The sequence below is a fragment of the Microbacterium sp. SZ1 genome (assembly GCF_002362255.1).
Classification (GTDB): domain Bacteria; phylum Actinomycetota; class Actinomycetes; order Actinomycetales; family Microbacteriaceae; genus Microbacterium.
Map to the genome: position 1 here is coordinate 167,259 of NZ_LPVV01000023.1, position 20,906 is coordinate 188,164.

21 protein-coding genes, 1 tRNA gene and 1 other RNA gene are annotated in these 20,906 nt (G+C 70.4%); 19 read left to right on the forward strand and 4 right to left on the reverse strand.

The annotated features are described in order from the left end of the window. Positions 1 to 58 precede the first annotated feature (58 nt). From AUC47_RS10625 to AUC47_RS10645, 5 genes are all read left to right on the forward strand, one after another. Positions 59 to 1,435, forward strand: a complete 1,377-nt coding sequence (locus AUC47_RS10625) for a cystathionine beta-synthase (RefSeq protein ID WP_096715159.1) — start codon at positions 59 to 61, stop codon at positions 1,433 to 1,435. Between the two features lie 53 nt (positions 1,436 to 1,488). Beyond that, on the forward strand, positions 1,489 to 2,643 hold the full coding sequence (locus AUC47_RS10630) for a cystathionine gamma-synthase (protein WP_096715160.1): 1,155 nt from the start codon (positions 1,489 to 1,491) through the stop codon (positions 2,641 to 2,643). 206 nt (positions 2,644 to 2,849) lie between these two features. Next, entirely contained in the window at positions 2,850 to 4,214 is a 1,365-nt protein-coding gene (locus tag AUC47_RS10635) for a multidrug effflux MFS transporter (RefSeq protein WP_373557858.1), read from the forward strand. Between the two features lie 31 nt (positions 4,215 to 4,245). Then, entirely contained in the window at positions 4,246 to 4,875 is a 630-nt protein-coding gene (locus AUC47_RS10640) for a phosphatase PAP2 family protein (protein ID WP_096715161.1), read from the forward strand. A gap of 32 nt (positions 4,876 to 4,907) precedes the next feature. Continuing rightward, a complete protein-coding gene (locus AUC47_RS10645; protein ID WP_179297583.1) occupies positions 4,908 to 5,510 on the forward strand; it encodes a GNAT family N-acetyltransferase in 603 nt (200 codons plus the stop codon). Between the two features lie 165 nt (positions 5,511 to 5,675). On the opposite strand, the gene AUC47_RS10650 is transcribed toward AUC47_RS10645, so the two are convergent. Continuing rightward, positions 5,676 to 5,763 (reverse strand) — tRNA-Ser (locus tag AUC47_RS10650). 180 nt (positions 5,764 to 5,943) lie between these two features. Here AUC47_RS10650 and mpaB point away from each other — a divergent pair. The 12 genes from mpaB (at position 5,944) to trhO (ending at position 15,601) form a co-directional block, all read left to right on the forward strand. Further along, positions 5,944 to 6,963 (forward strand): daptide biosynthesis RiPP recognition protein, encoded by a 1,020-nt coding sequence (gene mpaB, locus AUC47_RS10655; protein WP_256999527.1) that lies wholly within the window; start codon positions 5,944 to 5,946, stop codon positions 6,961 to 6,963. Beyond that, on the forward strand, positions 6,960 to 8,237 hold the full coding sequence (mpaD, locus tag AUC47_RS10660) for a daptide-type RiPP biosynthesis aminotransferase (RefSeq protein WP_096715163.1): 1,278 nt from the start codon (positions 6,960 to 6,962) through the stop codon (positions 8,235 to 8,237). Before mpaB ends, mpaD begins: the two co-directional genes overlap by 4 nt. Positions 8,238 to 8,296: 59 nt before the next feature. After that, positions 8,297 to 9,466 carry a daptide-type RiPP biosynthesis dehydogenase gene (mpaC, locus tag AUC47_RS10665; RefSeq protein ID WP_256999528.1) on the forward strand — a complete coding sequence of 390 codons (1,170 nt, stop codon included), beginning with the start codon at positions 8,297 to 8,299 and terminating at the stop codon, positions 9,464 to 9,466. Continuing rightward, a complete protein-coding gene (gene mpaA1, locus AUC47_RS16930) occupies positions 9,420 to 9,554 on the forward strand; it encodes an MpaA1 family daptide-type RiPP (protein WP_256999529.1) in 135 nt (44 codons plus the stop codon). Before mpaC ends, mpaA1 begins: the two co-directional genes overlap by 47 nt. A 43-nt stretch (positions 9,555 to 9,597) precedes the next feature. Next, positions 9,598 to 9,723, forward strand: a complete 126-nt coding sequence (gene mpaA2, locus AUC47_RS16935; protein ID WP_256999530.1) for an MpaA2 family daptide-type RiPP — start codon at positions 9,598 to 9,600, stop codon at positions 9,721 to 9,723. Positions 9,724 to 9,759: 36 nt separating this feature from the next. Then, entirely contained in the window at positions 9,760 to 9,879 is a 120-nt protein-coding gene (gene mpaA3, locus AUC47_RS16985; RefSeq protein WP_306453247.1) for an MpaA3 family daptide-type RiPP, read from the forward strand. 91 nt (positions 9,880 to 9,970) lie between these two features. Further along, the gene (gene mpaM, locus AUC47_RS10670; protein ID WP_096715165.1) at positions 9,971 to 10,792 is read left to right on the forward strand and encodes a daptide-type RiPP biosynthesis methyltransferase; all 822 of its coding nucleotides are present in this window, start codon (positions 9,971 to 9,973) and stop codon (positions 10,790 to 10,792) included. Continuing rightward, entirely contained in the window at positions 10,785 to 12,449 is a 1,665-nt protein-coding gene (mpaP, locus tag AUC47_RS10675; protein WP_096715166.1) for a daptide biosynthesis intramembrane metalloprotease, read from the forward strand. Before mpaM ends, mpaP begins: the two co-directional genes overlap by 8 nt. A gap of 12 nt (positions 12,450 to 12,461) precedes the next feature. Continuing rightward, a complete protein-coding gene (locus AUC47_RS10680; RefSeq protein ID WP_096715167.1) occupies positions 12,462 to 13,178 on the forward strand; it encodes an ATP-binding cassette domain-containing protein in 717 nt (238 codons plus the stop codon). Further along, positions 13,175 to 13,903, forward strand: coding sequence for an ABC transporter permease (locus AUC47_RS10685; RefSeq protein ID WP_096715168.1), 729 nt, complete (start codon positions 13,175 to 13,177; stop codon positions 13,901 to 13,903). The genes AUC47_RS10680 and AUC47_RS10685 overlap by 4 nt, the downstream gene beginning before the upstream one ends. Continuing rightward, the gene (locus AUC47_RS10690; protein ID WP_096715169.1) at positions 13,900 to 14,634 is read left to right on the forward strand and encodes a hypothetical protein; all 735 of its coding nucleotides are present in this window, start codon (positions 13,900 to 13,902) and stop codon (positions 14,632 to 14,634) included. Before AUC47_RS10685 ends, AUC47_RS10690 begins: the two co-directional genes overlap by 4 nt. 76 nt (positions 14,635 to 14,710) lie before the next feature. Continuing rightward, positions 14,711 to 15,601, forward strand: coding sequence for an oxygen-dependent tRNA uridine(34) hydroxylase TrhO (trhO, locus tag AUC47_RS10695; RefSeq protein WP_096715170.1), 891 nt, complete (start codon positions 14,711 to 14,713; stop codon positions 15,599 to 15,601). A 29-nt stretch (positions 15,602 to 15,630) separates the two neighbouring features. On the opposite strand, the gene AUC47_RS10700 is transcribed toward trhO, so the two are convergent. From AUC47_RS10700 to AUC47_RS10710, 3 genes are read right to left on the reverse strand one after another with little or no spacing between them, the layout of a single operon-like run. Beyond that, complete coding sequence (locus AUC47_RS10700) at positions 15,631 to 17,874, reverse strand: transglutaminase family protein (protein ID WP_096715171.1); 2,244 nt, start codon at positions 17,872 to 17,874, stop codon at positions 15,631 to 15,633. After that, positions 17,861 to 19,051, reverse strand: a complete 1,191-nt coding sequence (locus tag AUC47_RS10705; RefSeq protein WP_256999531.1) for a DUF58 domain-containing protein — start codon at positions 19,049 to 19,051, stop codon at positions 17,861 to 17,863. The genes AUC47_RS10700 and AUC47_RS10705 overlap by 14 nt, the downstream gene beginning before the upstream one ends. Positions 19,052 to 19,088: 37 nt before the next feature. Further along, positions 19,089 to 20,078, reverse strand: coding sequence for an AAA family ATPase (locus tag AUC47_RS10710; RefSeq protein ID WP_096715173.1), 990 nt, complete (start codon positions 20,076 to 20,078; stop codon positions 19,089 to 19,091). An 89-nt stretch (positions 20,079 to 20,167) separates the two neighbouring features. On the opposite strand from AUC47_RS10710, the gene ffs reads away from it, so the two are divergent. Beyond that, positions 20,168 to 20,264: signal recognition particle sRNA small type (ffs, locus tag AUC47_RS10715), an RNA gene on the forward strand. 42 nt (positions 20,265 to 20,306) lie between these two features. Further along, a partial coding sequence (locus tag AUC47_RS10720; RefSeq protein WP_256999532.1) for a rhomboid family intramembrane serine protease occupies positions 20,307 to 20,906 on the forward strand: 600 nt, incomplete at its 3' end.

The window sequence follows — 20,906 nt, forward strand, 5'->3', positions numbered from 1 at the left end:
GCCGCGGCCGGGTGCAACACAACCCCGGTCGCGGCATCCGCACGTCTACCCTGAAGACATGAAGTATGCGGACTCGATCGTCGACCTCGTCGGCGACACCCCCCTCGTGAAGCTCCAGCGGGTCACCGAGGGCATCGAGTGCACACTCCTCGTGAAGCTCGAGTACCTGAACCCCGGCGGCTCCGCCAAGGACCGCATCGCCTCGCGGATCATCGACGCAGCCGAAGCCTCGGGCGAGTTGCAGCCGGGCGGCACGATCGTCGAGCCCACGAGCGGCAACACCGGGGTCGGCCTCGCGCTGGTCGCGCAGCAGCGCGGCTACGGATGCGTCTTCGTCGTGCCCGACAAGGTCGGCGAGGACAAGATCGACGTGCTCCGCGCGTACGGAGCCGAGGTCGTCGTGACCCCCACGTCGGTCGCCGCCGACAGCCCGGAGTCGTACTACAGCGTCAGCGACCGACTGGCGCGGGAGATCCCCGGCGCGTTCAAGCCCAACCAGTACGAGAACCCGAACGGGCCCCGCAGCCATTACGAGACCACGGGGCCGGAGATCTGGCGCGACACCGACGGCCGGATCACGCACTTCGTCGCCGGCGTCGGCACGGGAGGGACCATCACCGGGACCGGTCGGTACCTGCGCGAGGTCTCCGACGACCGGGTGCGCATCGTCGGGGTCGACCCCGAGGGCAGCGTCTACAGCGGCGGCACCGGTCGCCCGTACCTCGTCGAGGGGGTGGGGGAGGACATCTGGCCCGGCGCCTACGATCCGACCGTGCCGCACGAGATCGTCGCGGTCGACGACGCGGAGGCCTTCGCGATGACCCGTCGCCTCGCCCGCGAGGAGGGCATCCTCGTCGGCGGATCGAGCGGCATGGCGGTCGTCGGTGCTCTGCGCGTCGCCCGCGAGCTGCCCGCGGACGCGGTGATGGTCGTCCTCCTGCCCGACGGCGGGCGCGGGTACCTGAGCAAGATCTTCAACGACGGCTGGATGCGATCCTACGGCTTCAGCGACGTCGAGGACGGCGAGACAGTCGCGGATGTGCTGGCCGCCCGCGCACCGCGCCAGGGCGGCGGCATCCCCGACCTCGTGCACGCGCACCCCACCGACACGGTCCTCGAGGCGATCGGCCTGCTGACGGAGTACGACGTCTCGCAGCTCGTGGTGCTCAGCGCCGAGCCGCCGGTCATGATGGGCGAGGTCGTCGGCACGGTCGACGAGAAGGGTCTGCTCGACCTCCTCTTCCGCGGCGACGCCAAGCCGACGGATGCCGTGGGCGAGCACGTCGGGGAGAGGCTGCCGCTCATCGGCATCCATGCTCCGATCGCCCAGGCGCGCACGGCGCTCGCCGACGCGGACGCGCTGCTCGTCACGGAAGGCGGACGACCGCACACCGTGCTCACCCGGCAGGACCTGCTCGCGTATCTGTCTCGCTGACGCCTGGCGTAACGGGCCGGCCGCGGTCGCGACCGCCGACGTAGGCTGAGGATATGTCCGAGCACTCCTTCGCCACCCGAGCCATCCACGCGGGCCAGGAGCCCGATCCGACCACCGGGTCGATCATCCCGCCGATCTACCAGGCCTCCACGCACGTGCAGGACGGCATCGGCGGGTTCCGCGAGGGGTACGAGTACAACCGTGCGGGCAACCCGACGCGCTCGTCGCTCGAGACGCAGCTCGCGGCGCTCGAGGGCGGCACACGCGCGCTCTCGTTCGCGTCGGGGCTCGCCGCGGAGGACGCGCTGCTGCGCGGCATCCTGTCTCCGGGCGACCATGTGCTGCTCAGCAACGACGCGTATGGCGGGACCTACCGACTGCTGACCAAGGTGCTCTCCAAGTGGGGCATCGTGACCACCACCGTCGAGCTGTCCGACCCCGACGCCGTGCGTGCGGCGATTCGTCCCGAGACGAAGATCGTCTGGATCGAGACGCCGAGCAACCCGCTGCTCAAGATCGTCGACATCGCCGCCATCGCCGAGATCGCGCACGCCGCCGGCGCCCTCGCGGTCGTCGACAACACGTTCGCCTCGCCCGCGCTGCAGCAGCCGCTCGCGCTGGGCGCCGACCTCGTCGTGCACTCCACCACCAAGTACCTCGGCGGGCACTCCGACGTGCTCGGCGGCGCCGTGGTGTTCGGCGACGACCGATTCGTCGACGACGTCAAGTTCCAGCAGTTCGCGGTCGGCGCCGTGTCGGCCCCGTTCGACGCGTGGCTCACGACCCGGGGCATCAAGACCCTGGCGGTGCGCATGCGGCAGCACTCCGAGAACGCTCAGGCCGTGGCCGAGTGGGCGGCGGGCCGTCCGGAGTTCTCCGAGGTCTATCACCCGGGTCTCGAGGATCATCGCGGGCACGAGGTCGCCGCACGGCAGATGAGCGGATTCGGCGGGATGCTGTCGCTCGGCCTTGCGGCAGGGCCCGCGGCCGCGAAGGCCTTCGCCGAGTCGACCGAGCTGTTCCAGCTCGCGGAGTCCCTGGGCGGCGTCGAGTCGCTGATCGGCTACCCGCCCGACATGACCCATGCGTCGGTGCGCGGGACCGAGCTCGCGGTTCCCGAGAACATCGTGCGGCTGTCGGTGGGCATCGAGGACGGCGGCGACCTCGTCGCCGACCTGGAGCAGGCGCTCGCCCGCATCTCGCGCTGACGGTCACGGGCGGTCCGCAGCGCGGGCCTGACCGCGCACATGCATGCCGAGAACGCGGATGCAGATCGGGGAACGCCCAGGCGGGCATGCATCCGGCATCCGGGCATGCAGGTGTGCAGCAGGCGAAGCGCCGCCGGGCGGGGGAGTAGCATGGGTGCTTCGCTCGAATCGATTCGAGACTCATCCCCCCTCCCCGGAAAGCCCCTGTGTCTGACGCGCCCCGCACCGATACCGTCCCCACCATCTCCACGCCCGATCGCACGGCGACCGGCAGCATCCGCGTGCCGTCGTCGACCGGCGCCATCCGCACGCTCGGCTCGAATCCGGCCACTGCGCCGATCATGCTCCACCCCGGAGACTCGATCTCGAACGGCCGGCGCGCGCTGTACATCGTGCTGCTTGGTGCCCTGACCGCGCTCGGCCCCTTCACGATCGACCTCTACCTGCCGGCGTTCCCGGTTCTGGAGGAGGACTTCCAGACCACAGCCGCCGCCGTGCAGCTGACCCTGACCGGCACCATGATCGGGTTCGCGCTCGGCCAGCTCGTCGTGGGCCCTCTCAGTGACAAGGTCGGTCGCCGTGTACCGCTCATCGCCGTGACCGCGCTGCACGTGCTGGCGAGCTTCGCGGCGGCGTTCGCGCCGACGCTGCCGCTGCTCGGTGGGGCACGCGTACTCATGGGCGTCGGCGCCGCGGCCGGCGGCGTCGTGGCCATGGCCATCGTGCGCGACCTCTTCGGCGGACGCCGCCTCGTCGTGATGCTCTCCCGCCTGGCCCTCGTATCGGGCGTTGCCCCCGTGGCGGCTCCGCTCATCGGCTCATGGCTGCTGACCCTCATGCCGTGGCAGGGGATCTTCATCGTGCTGGCGCTGTACGGCGTCGTGATGCTCGTCTCGACGCTGATCTTCGTGCCGGAGACCCTGCCCGTCGCCCGACGTCAGGAGAAGGGCGGAGCGACGGTCCTGCAGCGATACCGCTCGGTGTTCTCCGACCGTGTGTTCATCGGCGTGCTGATCATCGGCGGCATGACGTTCTCCGGTCTGTTCTCGTATCTGTCGGCATCGCCGTTCCTGTTCCAGCAGACGCACGGGCTCGATGCGCAGCAATACGGACTCCTGTTCGCCGTGAACTCGCTCGGCGTGGTGATCGGCGTGCAGGCGGCATCCCGGCTGGCAGCGCGTTTCGGACCGCAGTGGGTCATGGCGTTCTCGACTGCCGTGCTGCTGGTTGCGGGCACCGCGATCATCGTGACCGATCAGCTCGGGCTCGGGCTGTGGGGAACCGTGGTGCCGTTGTTCTTCTTCATGACGGCGTGCGGGTTCACGATGCCGAACGTCCAGGTGCTCGCGCTCGACCGCCACGGCAAGGCAGCCGGCACCGCGGCATCCGTCATCGGCGCGACCAACTTCGGCGTCGCGGGGCTCATCTCACCGGTCGTCGGCTGGATCTCGAAGGGAGCGGGAATCACGGCCACCACGATGGCGTCGGTGATGGTCGGCTGCGCGGTGATCGCCATCCTGGCGCTCTGGTTCGTCGTGCGGCCACGGAGCGTCGGGATGCTCACTCCCTGATCGTTCAGCCGCGACCCGGCAGAATGGTGCGATGAGATCGCGAACGCTGCTGTGGTGGGGACTGGGAACACTCGTGGCGTCCGCGCTGCTCGGAGCGGCGATCGTGTTCGGCTACACCGAGCCGCCAGGCTTCGATCGGTGGTGGAACGAGGCGATCGTTCAGCACCGCGCCGACTGGATGCTGACGGGCGCTCTCGTGCTCGACCACATCGGCGGCGGCTGGGTGGCGATCCTCGTCGTTCCGCTGCTCGTGATCATCGCGCTCCTGCTGGCGAGACGCTGGCGCGGAGCAGTGTTCGCCGCGGCGGCATTCCTGGCCAGCGCCGCGCTCGTGCAGCTCCTGAAGAACCTCTTCGGCAGGGCGCGGCCGGAGGACATGATCGTGACGAGCGACTTCGGCTCGTTCCCCTCCGGGCATACCGCCAACGCCGCGACGATCGCCCTGGTCCTCTGTCTGCTCTTCCCGCGGGTGTGGGTCGCGCTCGTGGGTGCCGCATGGATCGTGGCCATGGCCGTCTCGCGGACGCTGCTCTCCGTGCACTGGGCGACCGATACGCTCGGTGGCGCGCTCGTCGGCGCGAGTGCGGTGCTGCTCATCGCGGCCGTCATGCTGCCGTGGGCGCGCACGACGTCGAAGCGCATACCGAGGTCGATAGGCTGACCATCGTTTCCCGCACTCACCGAGGAGTCGTCGTGCCCCGCATCCGCCCCTACCGTCCGTCCGATCGCGCAGCGATGTACGAGATCTGCCTGAAGACGGCGGATGCCGGCAAGGACGCGACCGGCATCTTCTCCGACGGCGAGCTGTGGGGCGACCTGTTCGCCGTGCCCTATGTCGAGAGGCATCCCGATCTCGCCTGGGTGGTCGAGTCGGACGACCAGCGCGTGATCGGCTATATCGTCGCGACCGACGACACCGACGCGTTCCAGACCTGGTTCCGTGACGAGTGGTGGCCGGCGCTCGCCGCGAAGTACCCGCGCGCGGCCGAACCCTCGACCCGCGAGGAGAAGATGATCGAGTACGGGTATCGGCAGGGGCCGGGCACGAACGCGAATGCCGCGGAATACCCCGCCCACCTGCACATCGATCTGCTCCCCGAGACGCAGGGCCAGGGGCTGGGACGACGCCTCATCGAGACGCTCTTCGCCGAGCTCACGCGGCGCGGGGTCCGTGCGCTGCACCTCGGGATGGACCCCGCGAACACCGGGGCCGCGGCGTTCTACGAGCGACTGGGCATGACGCCGCTGCCCGCTGAGCCGGGTGGACAGGTGTACGGAGTGCGCTTCACGCAGTAGTTGCGTCGCGTGCGGAAACGACCGAGGGGCCCCACTGCGTGAGGCCCCTCGGTCATATGGCGGTGACGGCGGGACTCCGCTCTTCGCTGCGCTCAGGGCTCCCCGAATCCCACAGTGCTCGATAGACGACTGAGGGGCCCCACTTCGTGAGGCCCCTCGGTCGTCTGGCGGTGACGGCGGGATTCGAACCCGCGGTTGCTTGCACAACACACGCTTTCCAAGCGTGCTCCTTCGGCCGCTCGGACACGTCACCAGGAAACAACCTCCTCAGTCTATCCGATCGGTCGAGCAGCGCATGACCAGCCCGCCTCGAGGGCGAAAGAGCGCGTCCTCCGCAGGTTTCTCGACTCGAGTGAAAAATATTGATACACGAATGAGGTGTGTATAGCTTCAGGTGAAGACGCACGAGCGTCGCAGAGCATCGGGGGCTGGGGTGGACGGATCTGAGGTCGTCGGGGCGCGTGCGCTCCGCGAGTTCCTCACGGGGGAGCGGAACATCTACCGCCGGGTGTTCCTGGTCGATGTCGATGCACCGGCGGAAGCCGTCATCCATGCGGCGGGTGCTCACGATGCCGTCCTCCTACCGGAGGGCACGGCATCCCCCGCTACGTCCGCCGCGCTCTCCCGCTACAGCGGCCGGCTCGAGGAGAGCGGCGACGAGATGCTGTTCGGAGAGACCGCCGTCGAGCTCCAGGACTACGTTGCGGCAGGCTTCGTGCAGCTCGTCGGTCCCACCGTGGTCGCCGTCCTCGACATGCCGGGATGGGAGGCCTTTCTCGACGACGCGCGCCTCGCCCGTCGCACGGGCGTCTTCCCGTCGGCGCTCCTCGACCCGCGGGTGGTTCTCGCCGAGCGGTCGGCACTCGAGAGACCTCGCGCGATCGAGATCCCGAACGCGATCAGGGTGCGCGCCGACGGCGCATTCACCGTCGGCATGAGGGGCGAGGTCGTCGGCCACATCGTGCAGACGCCGGATCGACTCACGGAACCCTTCGCGCGGGGAGCGAGGCTCGGCGGCGCCCCATCCATCGAGGAGCTCACCGCCCCGGGTCCCGGCCGTGACGCGACGGCGCGCTATCTGCGGGCCATCGACCTCCTCAGGATGCTCCGGGTCGTGAACGGCGTGCGGGTCAGTGGATTCGGATGGTCGCTGATCGACGACGACAGAGCGGACGCGGAGCCGTCGGCCTCGGATCCCTTCCTCCTCGACACCGCCGAAGGATTCGTGCTCGCCGATGTCGATTCCCGCCGCCGACGAGCCCTGTCGCTGCTGACCGCCGTGGTCGTGGAAGCGACGCAGACATCGAGCGCGCGAGAACTCGCCGTCGAGAGGATCGCCCGGCGCCTCACGGTCTCCGCGTCGGATGCCGGTCGACTCTGCGAGGACGCCATCGGGGCGCTGGGTATCTCCTTCGGTATCTCGACCGAGGGAGCGGAGGCGGCACGCCGATGACCTCACCGCACGCAGGGACCTCACCGCACGCACTGTGGCCGGCGATGCTTCCGGCAGACACCGTCTTCTCCCCGTCGCAGACGGCGATCGGCGCCGAGGGCAACCGCATCCGGTACGCCGACGGATCCTCGCGATTGTGCGCGACGAGCGGGCTGTGGAACGTGCCGCTCGGATTCGGGAATCCGGCAGTATCGGAGGCCGTCACCAGAGCGACGCGTGATGCGTCGTACCTGACCCTCTTCCGATCGCCGAACCGGTACGCGCAGATCGCGGCGGAGAGACTGCTCGAGATCGCCGGCCCGGCCAGATACAGCCGCGTGATCTTCTCGACCTCGGGCGGCGCGGCCAACGACGCGGGGATGAAACTCGCACGACAGTACTGGTCGCACCGAGGAGCTGCCTCCCGATCCCTCGTCGTCGGGCTGCGAGGCAGCTACCACGGCACGATGTACGGCAGTCACGCGCTCAGCGGCGACGACCTCCTGCAGGAGGCGTACGGCGTCGATCGTCGCTCGGTCAGGCATGTGGCGCACGACGATGACGGAGAAGAGCTCGGCACCCTTCTGCGTCGCGAGGGGGCCCGGGTCGCGGCGGTGGTCGTCGAGCCGGTTCTGGGCAGCGGAGCCCGCCCGCTGACCGATGCCTTCGTCGCCCACCTTCTCGCGCTGCGGGAGGAGTACGGTTTCCTCGTCGTCGCGGACGAGGTCGCGACCGGCTTCGGCCGGACAGGGCAGATGTTCGCGAGCGATGGATGGTCGGTCGCGCCCGATGTCCTGATCCTCTCCAAAGCACTGACCAATGGGGCGATGGGTGCCGCCGCCCTGCTCGTCGGACCGCGTGTGGCGTCGGAGTTCGTCCGCGGCGGGTGGACGTTCGTGCACGGAGAGACGCAAGCGGGGACACCGGCGTGCGCGGCCGCGATCCTCGCCGTCATCGACGAGATCGAGCGCATCGACGTGATCGAGTCAGTACGCGCGCTCGCCGAGGACCTCGCCGGCGTCGCCGATTCGATGAGGGCCGATGGGCTGATCACCCGCGTCACGGGAAGGGGATGCTTCCTGGGACTGGACCTCCGCACGGACGAGGGCGGTGCGCTGTCCGGACGGCAGGTCCTCGAGGTCGTCGCCGCCATCGCGGATCACGGCGTGCAGGTGCAGCCGGGCCCGAGCGGGATAGGACTGATTCCCGCCTACGGGTTCGACGCGGCCGACCTCCTCGAGATGGACGCCGCAGTGCGTGCGGGGCTGGCGCAGGCGCGGAGCGCGTGGACATGACGGCCGGGTTCACGGCTCGCGTTCCCACGCTGTGGCACGGCAGAGGCGTCGCACGGACGATGACCGCACGACTGACCGCGCATCGCGCGACGATGATCATCGTCGATGCGGGGGTTCGGGTACCGTTCCTTCCCGCTCGCCCGACGGACGTCGCCGAGCTCGACCCCGCTGCAGTGGATGCCGAGACGATCCTCGAGATCGCCGAGCGCATCGCGCGTCGGCCCCCCGAGGTCATCCTCGCTGTCGGAGGCGGAACCGTCCTCGACGCCGCCAAGCTCGCCGCACTCGCGCTCGCCCCCGGTCGATCCCTGCAGTTCGCGCTCGAACGCGCGCAGAGCGAGGCGCTCACCTTCCTGCCGGACGCGCCTCCGCCCGTCGACCTCGTCGCCGTGCCCACCACGCTCGGCACCTCGTCCGAGACGAACAGCGTCAGCATCCTGACGAACACCCGCGGTCACCGGCTCGTCATCGGACGTGCGCTGAGACCGCGGCACGCTCTTCTGGACGAGGAGAACCTCCTGACGCTGACTGCGGCGCAGGTCCGTGAGGGTGCGCTCGAAGCGTTCCTCCGGCTCGCGGGGGCGTCGACCGGCCCGGCACGAAGCGCCCGCGCGCACGACGATGCGGTGGCACTCGGCAGAGCCATTCTCGAGACCGCGGACGGGCGAGTGGATTCCGGAGAAGGGCGCCTGCGACTCGGCCGTCTGAGTGCGGCGACGCAGCGCAGCGCGGCGCTGCGCGGACCGGACCCCTACGCCCCTCGCCACTGGTACGTCGCCAACGAGGTCGCCTTCCACCTCGGCGTGCGCAAGATGAGCGCGACCGCGGCGACCATCGCCCCGGTGTGGCAGCGGATCCTCGACCGGGATCCCCGATGGGGCGACCGTGCGAGCCTCGAGAGATTCTGGGCCAGCGCATCCCCGCCGCTCCGCCTGCCGCTGGATCCTGCGCGCGGCATCGCCGAGCTCGTGACCCGGTGGGGCATCGACCGGCCGCCGACACCGAGCAGCCGTGACATCGATCGCGTCGCGGCCGCGATCGAGAACGCCTGGGGAGCTCGACGACCGATGCTGTCCGGCCTCGTCGAATCGGACTTCCGAGATGTGCTCCGCGCCTCCGCATGGAGCGACCGGAGGGGCGTCCTTCACGGCGTCCCCGCACCGCGGGAAGGGGGTGAACGACATGGACCGCGACATCGACTCGCGTCTCCGATTCGAGGAGCTCGATGAGATGGAGGCCCCCAGCTGGGAGAGCTTCTACCAGGGCGTGGGCAGCGCGCTGATTCTCATCGGCATCGGCGCAGCCGCCGCCACCTGAGCGACACCCGACCCGAAACCGCATCACGAACGAAAGGACGCAGATGAACACTGCGACGCCCACACTCGAGTTCATCGAACTCGAAGCGATGGACGCTCCCGACGACGCCCTCGACTGGACTCGAGGCTTCGCCGTGGGCGTGATCATCGGGATCCTCGCGCTCACGTAGAGGGCTCCCTCTCGTCACCCGCGAAGGAGGTGAGACGTGCACAAGCAATCGCTGGAGTTCGTGGAACTCGAACAGATCGATGCGCCGCTGGAGTGGTGGGAACACGCCGGTTACATCATCGCCATCATCGGCGGTGCAGCAGCGATCGCGACCTGATCGGTCACGACTCCGAACGGGATGCGGGTGGTCATGATCCGCCCGCATCCCACACCCCAGATGACAGACCCACAGGAAAGGCGACGAGTCGATGGAGGATCTCATCACAGACGCCGTCCGCGCACGGTTGTCCCTCGCGCGGGCGGACGCGAGGGAGCTCGACCTCTACTCCGGTGCCGGCACCGACTTCTACCAGCGGCTGGTGGGCGCCGACCGCGCGGAGGTCCGGGAGGTGTTGGCTCTCGCGCGCCGCACCGGCGGACCGATCCTCGACATCGCGGCGGGCAGCGGCCGCTTGACGATTCCGCTGGTGCGATCCGGATACCGCGTGACGGCCGTCGACCTCTCCCGCGACATGCTCTCCCACCTGCAGCGCGCGTTGCCCGATCACCCGGCGCTGGACTGCGTCGTCGCCGACATGCGCGACTTCCGACTGGCGCAGCGATATGCGCTCGCCGTGCTCGGAGCCACCTCCATCACGCTGCTCGACGGCGAAGGGAGGTCGCGTCTGTGCCGGAGCGTTCGCCGGCACCTGACGTCTGACGGCGTCTTCGCCCTCACCGTCGCCGCCGGCACGTCGGCGACGACGCTCTCCGTACCGCAGGAGCACGAGATCACGGTCCCAGGGCCGGAGGGAGACGAGACCTACCTCTTCGCCCAGCAGGTCGACGACGACGGGGCGAGCCGCGTGGTCAACTGGCTGCGTCCCGCCGATCTCCGACGCGGCGGCGAGGTCACGGTCCTCACGAGCCGGCTCCGAGTGCTCGATCGCGAGCAGCTCGTGACGGAGCTCGTGGCCGCCGGGTTCGCCCCGCCTCGCATCTCGCCGGTCCGCACCCAGGACGGACAGGATATCGAGCTTCTCGAGACGACCACGGTGGCACCTCTCAGAGCGGCGGAGAGTGATGTCTAGATCCGTACATCGCACCGCGGCGGGAACGAGCGCGCCCCTCGATGGCGAGGCCCGCCCCCGGCTCGCCGCCGGCGTCACCTTCGAGCAGACGGACGAGGACCGGTGGATCACCATGCTTCACGGTGTGCCCTCCTCGCGGGTGTCAGGCGCCGTCGTCGCTCTGCTCTCGTCGATGGACGGCGAGACGATGCTCCGCGACCTGCACCTGCGCTTCGCAGCATCCGACCCGCCTCCCGCATTCCTGGCGCTGGTCCAGCGATTCCGTGACTGCGGTCTCCTCGACGACGCTCACCGCACGCCGCCGGGTCGCGTGTCGTTCCGACCGCCGTTCACCGTGCAGTTCGCGACCATGCACGCGCCCACGATCTTCGCTCGCCTGAGCGGGCGCGCGGGCCCGCCTTCGCTGATGCGGCTCGCGCTGCCGATCGGCATCCTCCTGTGCGCCGGGCTTCTCGCGGCGGCCCTGCAAGCGCATGACATCCGGCAGGTGCTCACCTCGCCGCTGCCGCTGACCGAGCTCATGGTCCTCGTCGCCGTCCTGGCCTGTCTGACCCTGTTCCACGAATGCGCCCACGGCATCACCCTGACGAGGTTCGGCGGCAGCCCCCGACGCGCGGGATTCATGCTCATCTACCTCGCTCCGGCGTTCTTCGTCGACGTGACGGACGGGTGGCGCCTGGGAGAGCGGCGCCAGCGCGTCGCGGTCGCGCTGGCAGGACCTGCGGTGCACGGTGCCGTCGGTGCGGCCGCAGCCCTGGCTGCTCTGGCGACACCGCTGGCGGAGGCGGACAGGATGCTGTTGCTCCTCTCCCTCTCCTGCGCGGGCATCGTCGTGGTGAACCTGATCCCGTTCGTGCGGTTCGACGGCTATCTGGCCCTCATGAGCGCGCTCGACGAGCCGAACCTCCGGGACCGGGCCATGCACGATGCGCGGCACGCCCTGGCGCGGATGCTGTTCGGTGGCGCTCGGGCGGACAGGCGGCTCGATCGGTGGTGGGGTGTGCCGTTCGGTATCGCGAGCATCGTCACACCCGTCGTTCTGGTGCTGGTGGCGGTCGCGCGCATCGCCGATGCGCTCGCCGGAGGGGGGCCGGTGTGGGGCCTGGTCACGGTCGCGCTGGGGACGACCGTGACCAGTGTCGGCATCGTGATCGTCGTCCGCGGGTTGGGTCGCGTCCTGCGCGCGGGGGTCTCGCCGCTCCGATTCGGGCTGGTCACCGCAGCTCTGGCGGCGGCCGTGATCGCCGCGGGAGCCGTGACCCCGGTGTCGCTGTCGGCGACGTACGGCTTCGTCACGGAGCGCGATCGAGTGGTCCTGGTGCAGGCCGGTGAGGCGCCGCGTGCCGAGATCGCGGCGGGGGCGGCGGTCGCTCTGACGACGAACGGCATCCTCGCGCACGAGCGGATCGGTGCGGGAACGGCGGCACCGCGTGCGCCGCGGTCGATCGAGGTGCCGGTCGATGCTCTCTTGCCCGTGCTCGCGGGCGACGCGATGACGGAGGCGGTGATCGTCGCGGATGTCGAGGTCCGCGCCGAGGATCGCGACGCGGTCGTCTCGGGTCGGGCGCGGGTCGACCTCGGAACACGGAATCTGTGGCAGGCGCTCTGGGCGAAAGGCGTGGAGGCGCCTCTGTCGCCCCTTCTCAGCGACAAGTAGGAAAGGATCGAGATGGACAAGCATGCGATCGAGGTCAGAGGACTCACGAAGAGGTTCGGTCATCGCACCGCCGTGGAGGACGTGTCGTTCGTGGTTCCGCGCGGGGCCGTCGTCGGATTGCTCGGGCCGAACGGAGCGGGGAAGTCGACGACGCTGCGGGCGATCGTCGGGCTGATCGCCGCGACGAGCGGTGAGACCGTCATCGACGGCGTGCCGTTCGCCGCGCTCGAGAATCCGGCGGCCCACGTGGGCGTGCACATGGACGGATTCGGCTTCGAGGGCGGGATCACGGCGAGACGCCACCTCGACATCTGCCGGATCGCGACCGGAGCTCCGCCGCGCCGGGTGACGGAGGTGCTGGACGAGGTGGGCCTCGCAGCGGACGCAGGTCGACGCGTGAAGACTTTCTCGACCGGTATGGCGCAGCGGCTCGGCCTGGCCGCGGCCCTCATCGGCTCGCCCCACACGCTCATCCTCGACGAGCCGGCGAACGGCCTGGATCCCGACGGCATCCGCTGGCTGCGCGGTTTCCTTCGGGACTACGCGGCCCGCGGCGGGACCGTGCTGATCTCCAGCCACCAGCTGGCCGAGCTCGAGCAGGTCGTGGATCAGGTCGTCGTCATCAAGCGCCGCGTCCTGTTCACCGGCCCTCTGCGCGACCTCGTCGTCGACGACGGCGACTCGCTCGAGAACCGCTACTTCGATCTCGTCGAGGGAGCATCCGCATGAAGAACGTCGTCCGGAGCGAGATGCTCCGATCGGTCAGCGGGCTCTCCGTCGCGGCGGTCTACCTCGTCGCCGTCCTCATGCCCGTCTTCGTGCTGTTCTCGGACGGCGCGCGATTCGATCTCGCAGGACTCGATGCCGGCACCGCCACGACCCGACTCCTCGAACCGCTCGCCTGGTGCGCGGTCTCCGCCGCTTTCGTCGGCGCGTACGGGATCACGCGCGAGTGCTACTACGGCTCGCTGGGGCGCACGCTCTCGAGCGTCGCGCTCTCACGGGCTTTCTGGGGGAAGATCATCGGAGGTGCCGTCGTGGGCGTCGCCATGGTGTCCGGCATCCTCGTCGTCTGGACGCTCGGCGTGAGCATCGTCCTCGCCCGCGCCGGCCTCTCGCTCTCGTGGGAACCCGATGCGTGGCGCCTCTACGCCGGGGCGCTTCTGGGCGCCGTGCTCGGCGCACCCATCGGAGCAGCGGTCGGCTGGATCGTCCGGAACTACTACGCGGCGGCCGCCCTCCTCATCGTCATCCCGCTGGCGCTCGAGTTCACCCTGCTGCGCGTGGCGCCGGAGGTGGCGCGATTCTCTCCGGGGTTGGCTCTGGCCGCCCTGGGCGTACCCGGCCACCAGGACCGCATGCTCGAGTTCGGCCCCGCGCTGGGAGTCGGTCTGGCGTGGGTGGCAGCCCTGACCGCCGTAGCGTGGCTGGTTGCCGCGAGGAGGCGTCCGTGATCGCGCGCGCGTTCCGGATTCAGGCGCGCAGCCTCCTTCACGACATCGTGCTGCTGTGGGTGCTCGCGGCGGCGTTCGCGATGTCGGTGCTGGTCGCCGCCGGCGTACCGCCCGAACTCGCTGACGCGCCGCCGAACAGCAGGGCCGCGCTCTTCGCACCGTTCGGCGTCGTGGTGGCCGTGTACGGAGCGGTACTCGCCGCGGTGTACGGGTCGTTCCGCTACACGGTCGATCGTCGAGACGGCGTCCTGGCTCAGCGTCTGATGCTCGAGCGGCGCCCGACCGTTCTGCTCACGAGGGTGCCCGCCGCCGCGGTCGGGGGCGCGTGCATCTCCCTGGCCGCCGTCACCGGCGCGCACGCTGCGTTCGGCGTGGCCTTCGGCGGCCTCCCGATCGACGGGTCGACCGTCGGCCGCACGCTTCTGCTCGGCGCCGTCGCCGGCGTCTACGGGCTCGCTGTCGGGCTCGTGGTGCAGACCCATCTCGTCGCGCTCTTCATCGCCCCGATGTCTCTCGCCGCGGGACTCCTCGTCGTCGCGGTCTGGCCGACGATGGCCGTCCACCTTCCGCTCCTCGCTCTCCTCGAGGCGCTCGGCTTCGATGTCAGCGCTGCGGGCCTCGCGGCGCCCGACCGGCTCGATCGCCCCGTCGCCGTCCTCGTCTCCGCGGGCTGGATGCTGATCGGTCTGCTCGGCGGCGGCATCCTCTTCCTGATCCGCGATCTGCCGTGACCCCCGTCCGGCGGCGCCGGGTGCACGGCCGGCAGGCGCGAGAAGAGCAGCACGAGACCAGACGTAAGATCGCTGGGTGGCAACCCCCAAGATCGTGCTCTTCTACGTGTTCACCCCGCTCGCCGACCCGGAGGCGATCCGGGTGTGGCAGCGCGATCTGGGCGAGGCTCTGGGCCTGCGCGGTCGGCTGATCATCTCGAAGGACGGCATCAACGGCACTCTCGGGGGCGATCTGCCCGTGTTGAAGCGCTGGGCGCGCTCCTTCCGGTCCTACGCCCCGTTCCGCGATGTCGATCTGAAGTGGAGCGAGGGCTCCGGCGTGGACGCCGAGGGCCGCAGCCTCGATTTCCCGAAGCTCAGCGTCAAGGTGCGCGACGAGATCGTCTCGTTCGGCGCCCCGGACGAGCTGCGCGTCGACGAGCACGGCGTCGTCGGAGGCGGCACGCGCCTGAGTCCCGAGGCGCTGCACGAGCTGGTCGGCGAGCGCGGCGACGATGTCGTGTTCTTCGACGGCCGTAACGCGCTCGAGGCGCAGATCGGCCGGTTCCGCGGCGCTGTCGTGCCCGATGTCGACACGACCCGCGACTTCGTGCAGCTGCTCGACGCCGGCGCCTACGACGACCTCAAGGACAAGCCGATCGTCACCTACTGCACCGGTGGGATCCGCTGCGAGGTGCTGTCGAGCCTGATGGCGTCTCGCGGATTCGGCGAGGTGTATCAGCTCGAAGGCGGCATCGTCCGCTACGGCGAGAAGTACGGTGACGACGGTCTCTGGGACGGCTCGCTCTACGTCTTCGACAAGCGCGGATCGGTCGACTTCTCCGATCATGCGGCCGTCATCGGCGTCTGCGAGGGATGCGGTGCCGCGACCAAGCGCACTGCCAACTGCCCCGACCCCTCCTGCCGCACCCAGTTCGTGGTCTGCGAGGCATGCGACGCGGTCCGCTGCGGCGCGCACGCCGCCTGACCGTCGACGCGGCGCCGCACGACGAAGGATCAGGCGAGCAGGGGAGCGTCCGGCGCGCGCGTCGCGACGAGCGATCGGGGAAGCAGGAACGCCTGCGTTCTCGCCGGTCGTGAGACGCTGCGACGCAGATCCGCGAGAACCCGACCCAGCGCGTCGTCGACGGCATCCGCCTTCTCCGTCGAGGGGCGCGCGTAGCTCGCTCGCTCGACCGCATCCGTCAGGATCTGCATGTCCTCGGCGCCGACCCGTCCGTCGCGCACGAGGTCCGCGGCCCGCATGCGCGGTGTCTCGGCATCCGACACCGCGATTCCGAGGTCGAGCATGGTCGCCCTGAGCTCCCCCCACGCCGCCCCCGCGTCGCCGCGGCGCGCGCGGGCGCGCCGCGACGTCCGGACGGAAAGACGCACCAGCGCCGGGAGCAGCAGGAGGATCAGCACGCCGATCGTTCCCAGCAGGACGGGCGTCGGGTCGAGACGGTTCAGCTGACCGGTGGCTCCGGCGTTGTCTCCGGCGTCTGGGCGCTCGACCTCGGGTCCGGTGGTCTGCGGCGCCTCGGGCGCTGCCGACGGGGCGTTCGGCGTCGTACCGGTGCCGCCTCCGCCCGACGTGGACCCGGCGGCGAACGCCGTGGGGATGCCGAGCGACGCCGTCGGCTCGAAGGGCACCCACCCGATCCCGGGGAACAGCACCTCCGGCCAGGAGTGCAACTGGTCGCTCGATACGGAGTAGACGGCGTCCTCGCCACGCTGCGTCGTGGTGAGGGCGCCGGGCAGGTAGCCGACCACGATGCGCACCTCCATGTCGAGGCTCTCGGCCATGAGCGCGAACGCCCCGGCGAAGTGGATGCAGTAGCCCGACTTCACGTCGAGGAACTGCGCGACCGCGTCGGCGCCCGTTCCGTCGAAGCCTTCCTCGACCGGCGTCTCCAGGGAGTATGAGAACTCGCTGCGGAACCACGACTGCAGGGCGATGAGGCGGTCGTAATCGTTGGTCGCGTCGCCGGTGACCTCGTCGGCGGTCTCGCCGATCACGGCCGGCAGCTCGACGGCATCCTCGTCCGGCTCGACGACGAGAGGAGCGGCCGGCGTGGCTCTGATCTGCTCGAGGGTGGGGTCGACCTCCAGCGAGCGGACGGTGTAGTCGTTCCCCACCGCGTCGGCGCTGCGCGAGGCCACGGTGCGGTTCTCCTGGCTCACCCGCCACGATGAGGGCACGCCCTGCAGTGTGGTCGCCGGGTAGGGGACGGGCAGCCACGAGCTCGACACCCGGAGTACTCGAATCGATGTGCTCTGCTCCTTCACCGCGATCTCCGGGCTCCACTCCTCCGGTCCGAACCCCTCGTCCTGGGGTGCGAAGCCGCCGCGGTCCGGCTCCCAGACCCGGCCGTCGAAGTGCGACAGTGTCGTCAGGCGCAGATACGGAGCCGTGTCGGCCGTGGTCGCGAGGGTGAGCACCTCCACCGGGTTCGGCTGGCGCAGGTCGTCGCCGAGGCGCAGCGAGGCATCCACCGAGACCCCGCTGCCCGTCCCGGCCAGGGCCGTCGACACGGGCAGCACGGGGGCCACGACCACGGTGGCAGCGAGGGCCGCGACGCCGACGCCCGCGGCGACGGCCGTCGACGTGCGACGCGGCGACTCCGGATGCTGGGCTGCCGTAGAGCGCAGGAGCAGGAGCAGCAGGATGCCGAGCATCACGAACCACACCACATCCGCCCCGCTGACGGTGACGATCATGGGCATGGCACCCACCGCCGCGGTCAGCAGGAAGGCGATGATCGCGCCGCGCTGGGCGACGAGCTGGTCGAGCAGGATCGCGACGACCGCGAACCCGAGCCCCATCACCGCCTGCAAGCCGGGCGAGGGATCGAGCGGGGCGGCGCCGAACACGATCTCCTCGCCCGCCGCGGCGACGAGGGTCCGGAACGTGAGGATCGTCGCGTCCGTGGGCACGAATCCGAGCACTGCCGTGTCTCGCGCGACGAGCTGCGTGAGAGCGCCGACGACGACGACGAGCTGCGCGGCGAGGGTGACGAGGTCGCGCACCCACACTGGTCGCTGCGTCAGGAGGGTGCGTGCGATGACCCCGGTGAGGGCGGTCACGACGATGACGACGAGCACGGTGGCCGACCAGGCGCCCGGCCGGATGACGGACGTGAACGGCCACATGGCCACGAGCGCGGCCGCGCCGGCCAGCGCCGCCGACACCCAGGCGCTCCGCGGGAGCTCCCTGTCGCGGTGCCAGGACGGAGCCGGACGACGCTCAGCGCGTGACATCGGTCGACCTCTCCGGCTCCACCGGTGCCGAGCCGACACGGTCGGGCAGCGCGTCCTCCCAGGCGCCTGCGATGTCGTCTCCCAGGGTGGCGACGCGCCATCCGTGCCGGTTCGCCGCCGCGGCGGCTCTGGCGAGAGGGCCCGTGGCGAAGAGCATCGGCGCGGCGGCGCCGGCGGGGCGGAGCAGCGCGGCATCCTCTTCGTCGATCTCGCCGGTGATGTACACGAGCGGCCCGGGCGGAGTGCCGCCCACCAGTGCAGCGAGGTCACGCGCATCGCCGCGCGGAGTCACCACGGCCAGCGCGACCAGCAGGCCGTCGCGGTCGTCCTCGTGTCCGCGCAGCGTGCCGAGCAGCGCGCCGGCGCTGTCGATTACGTCGACGCCGTATCCCTCCTGCATGAGGTGCACCGCGGCGGAGGCGCACAGCGACACCGCGGCCTCGAACGCCGGGTCGGCCTCGCCGTCGGTCCTCCGCCAGCGCGCGGCGCTCCGGTCGAGCACGACAAGCGCGTCGGGGCTCGACTCCTCCTCTTCCTGCCGAACCATGAGCTGGCCGCGGTGCGCGGTCGCCCGCCAGTGGATGCGCCGCATGGAGTCCCCGGGGATGTAGCGGCGCGGCGAGAGGTTGTCGCTGCCCTGGCCGAGTCTGCTCGACGAGGTCTGCGCGGTACCGCCCGCTGCGCCGACCTTCACGGTGAGCGGGGACAGGGTGAACACCTCGGGCACCACGGTGACCGTGCGCGTCTCCCCGAACGCCTGCTCGCGCTGGGCGAGTCCGAACGGGTCGACCGTGCGCAGCATGAGGGGGCCGATCGGCCACACCCCGCGGCGCACGCCGGTGAGGAGGTAGGTCAGCTGACCGGTCTCCGGCGGGTACTCTCCGGCGGCATCACCCGAGACCGCGTCGGGGAGGACGTCGCGCCACAGTCCTCGGGGCACCCGCAGTGCGCGCAGCGCGAACCGCAGGGTCACCCGCGACGTCTCCGAGACCGTGATCAGGTCGGTCGACACCTGCCTGGTGACGGAGCCCGAGCGTCGGGGTGCCCGCACGGCGATCAGTGCGAAGACGGTCAGCGCGAGCAGCAGCACTCCGATGTAGAGCAGGATCGCTGCGCCGACGAGATTGGCGGCCACGATGCAGCCGATGCCGGCGAGGAGCGCACCGGTTCCCCGCATCGTCAGCATCCGGCGGCGAGGCATCACGAGGTCCGGGTCAGGAACGGGCGGCCACGGGCACGCGCACGCGTTCGGCGATCTGACGCAGCGCCGCTTCGACGGGCTGCGCGCCGGCGCGATGCGCGCCGCGTGCGGGGAGCAGACGATGCGCGAGAACGGGGATCAGCAGCGCCGTCACGTCGTCGGGTATCACGAAGTCGCGGCCGTCGAGCGCCGCCCACACCTTCGCCGCCCTGATGAGCTGCAGCGTCGCACGGGGGCTCGCGCCGAGGTGCAGGCTCGGGTCGACCCGGGTGGCCTGGGCCAGGGCGACCGTGTACTCCTCGACGGCCGGAGCCACGTGCACGGAGCGCGCCCACGCGATGAGCGCCGTGATCGACGCGGCGTCGGCGACCGCGGTCACCGACGCGAGCGGATTGACCGTGTCGCGCTGCCGCAACATCTCCACTTCGGCCGCGGGATCCGGGTACCCCATCGAGATGCGCATCATGAAGCGGTCGCGCTGCGCCTCGGGGAGCGCGTAGGTGCCCTCCATCTCGAGCGGGTTCTGCGTCGCGACGACGAGGAACGGATCGGGGAGCAGGTGCGTGGATCCGTCGACGGTGACCTGGCCCTCCTCCATCGCCTCCAGCAGTGCCGATTGAGTCTTCGGCGACGACCGGTTGATCTCGTCGGCGATCACGATGTTCGCGAACACCGCTCCGCGCTTGAACTCGAACTCGCGGTCGACCGGGTTGTAGACGCTCACCCCGGTGACATCGCCCGGCAGCAGATCGGGGGTGAACTGGATGCGCCGCACGGTGGCGTCGACGCTCGCGGCCAGCGCCCTGGCGAGCATGGTCTTGCCGACCCCCGGTACGTCCTCGATCAGCAGGTGACCCTCGGCGAGGAGGCAGACGAGTGCGCTGCGCACGGCATCCGGCTTGCCGTCGATCACCCGCCCGATCGAGCCGACGATGGCGGAGGTCTGCGCGGCGAAGTCCTGGGCGTCGATGATCGGCGTCCTCGGGGGCGGGGTGTCTGGCATGCGTTCCCTCTCGCGTGGGCGCTGCGGTGCGCGTGAACCGATCGTAACCCGCGCGGCTGAGGACCGGCTCCGCATCGGCTAGACTGGATGACGGCTCTCCGCGTGGCGGCATCCAGGCCAATTCCCCCAGGGCGGAAACGCAGCAAGGGTAACCGGGCTCTGCTGGGTGCGCGGAGGGTCATTTTCTTTTGTCAGCGTCCTCCTGGGCAGTCCTGTCAGGATCGAGACGTGACGAGGCCAGACGTGAGCAGCATCGCCGATTCCCCGCGCCGCAGCGCACTCGGGCGCTTCGCGTCGCCGGTCCTCCTCCTCGCAGCCATGTGGATCGTGCAGTTCGCGGACGCCGTCCTTCCGGGATCGTTCACCGGTTTCGGCCTTCGTTCCTGGGATCCGACCGGTCTCGCCGGCGTCTTCGTCGGCCCGCTGCTGCACGCGAACTGGGCGCATCTCCTCGCGAACTCGGTGCCGTTCCTCGTGCTCGGCTGCCTCGTCGCGGTCGAGGGCGCCCGCAGATTCTGGGCGGTCACGGCCTTCGCGGCGATCATCGGGGGAGCGGGAACCTGGCTGCTGAACGCACCGGGGACCCTGACGGTCGGCGCCTCCGGACTCGTGTTCGGGTACTTCGGCTACACCGTGCTGCGCGTCTTCGCGCCGGGACGGGTGTCGCACCGCATCCTCCACGCGATCATCGCGATCGTCGTGATCGCGCTCTACGGCGGCTCGATGCTCGCCGGCGTCGTCGGCGTGCGGGAGGGGATCTCCTGGCAGGCCCACCTGTTCGGCGCGATCGGCGGAGGGCTCGCGGCCTTCGTCGGCCGCGGCACGAGC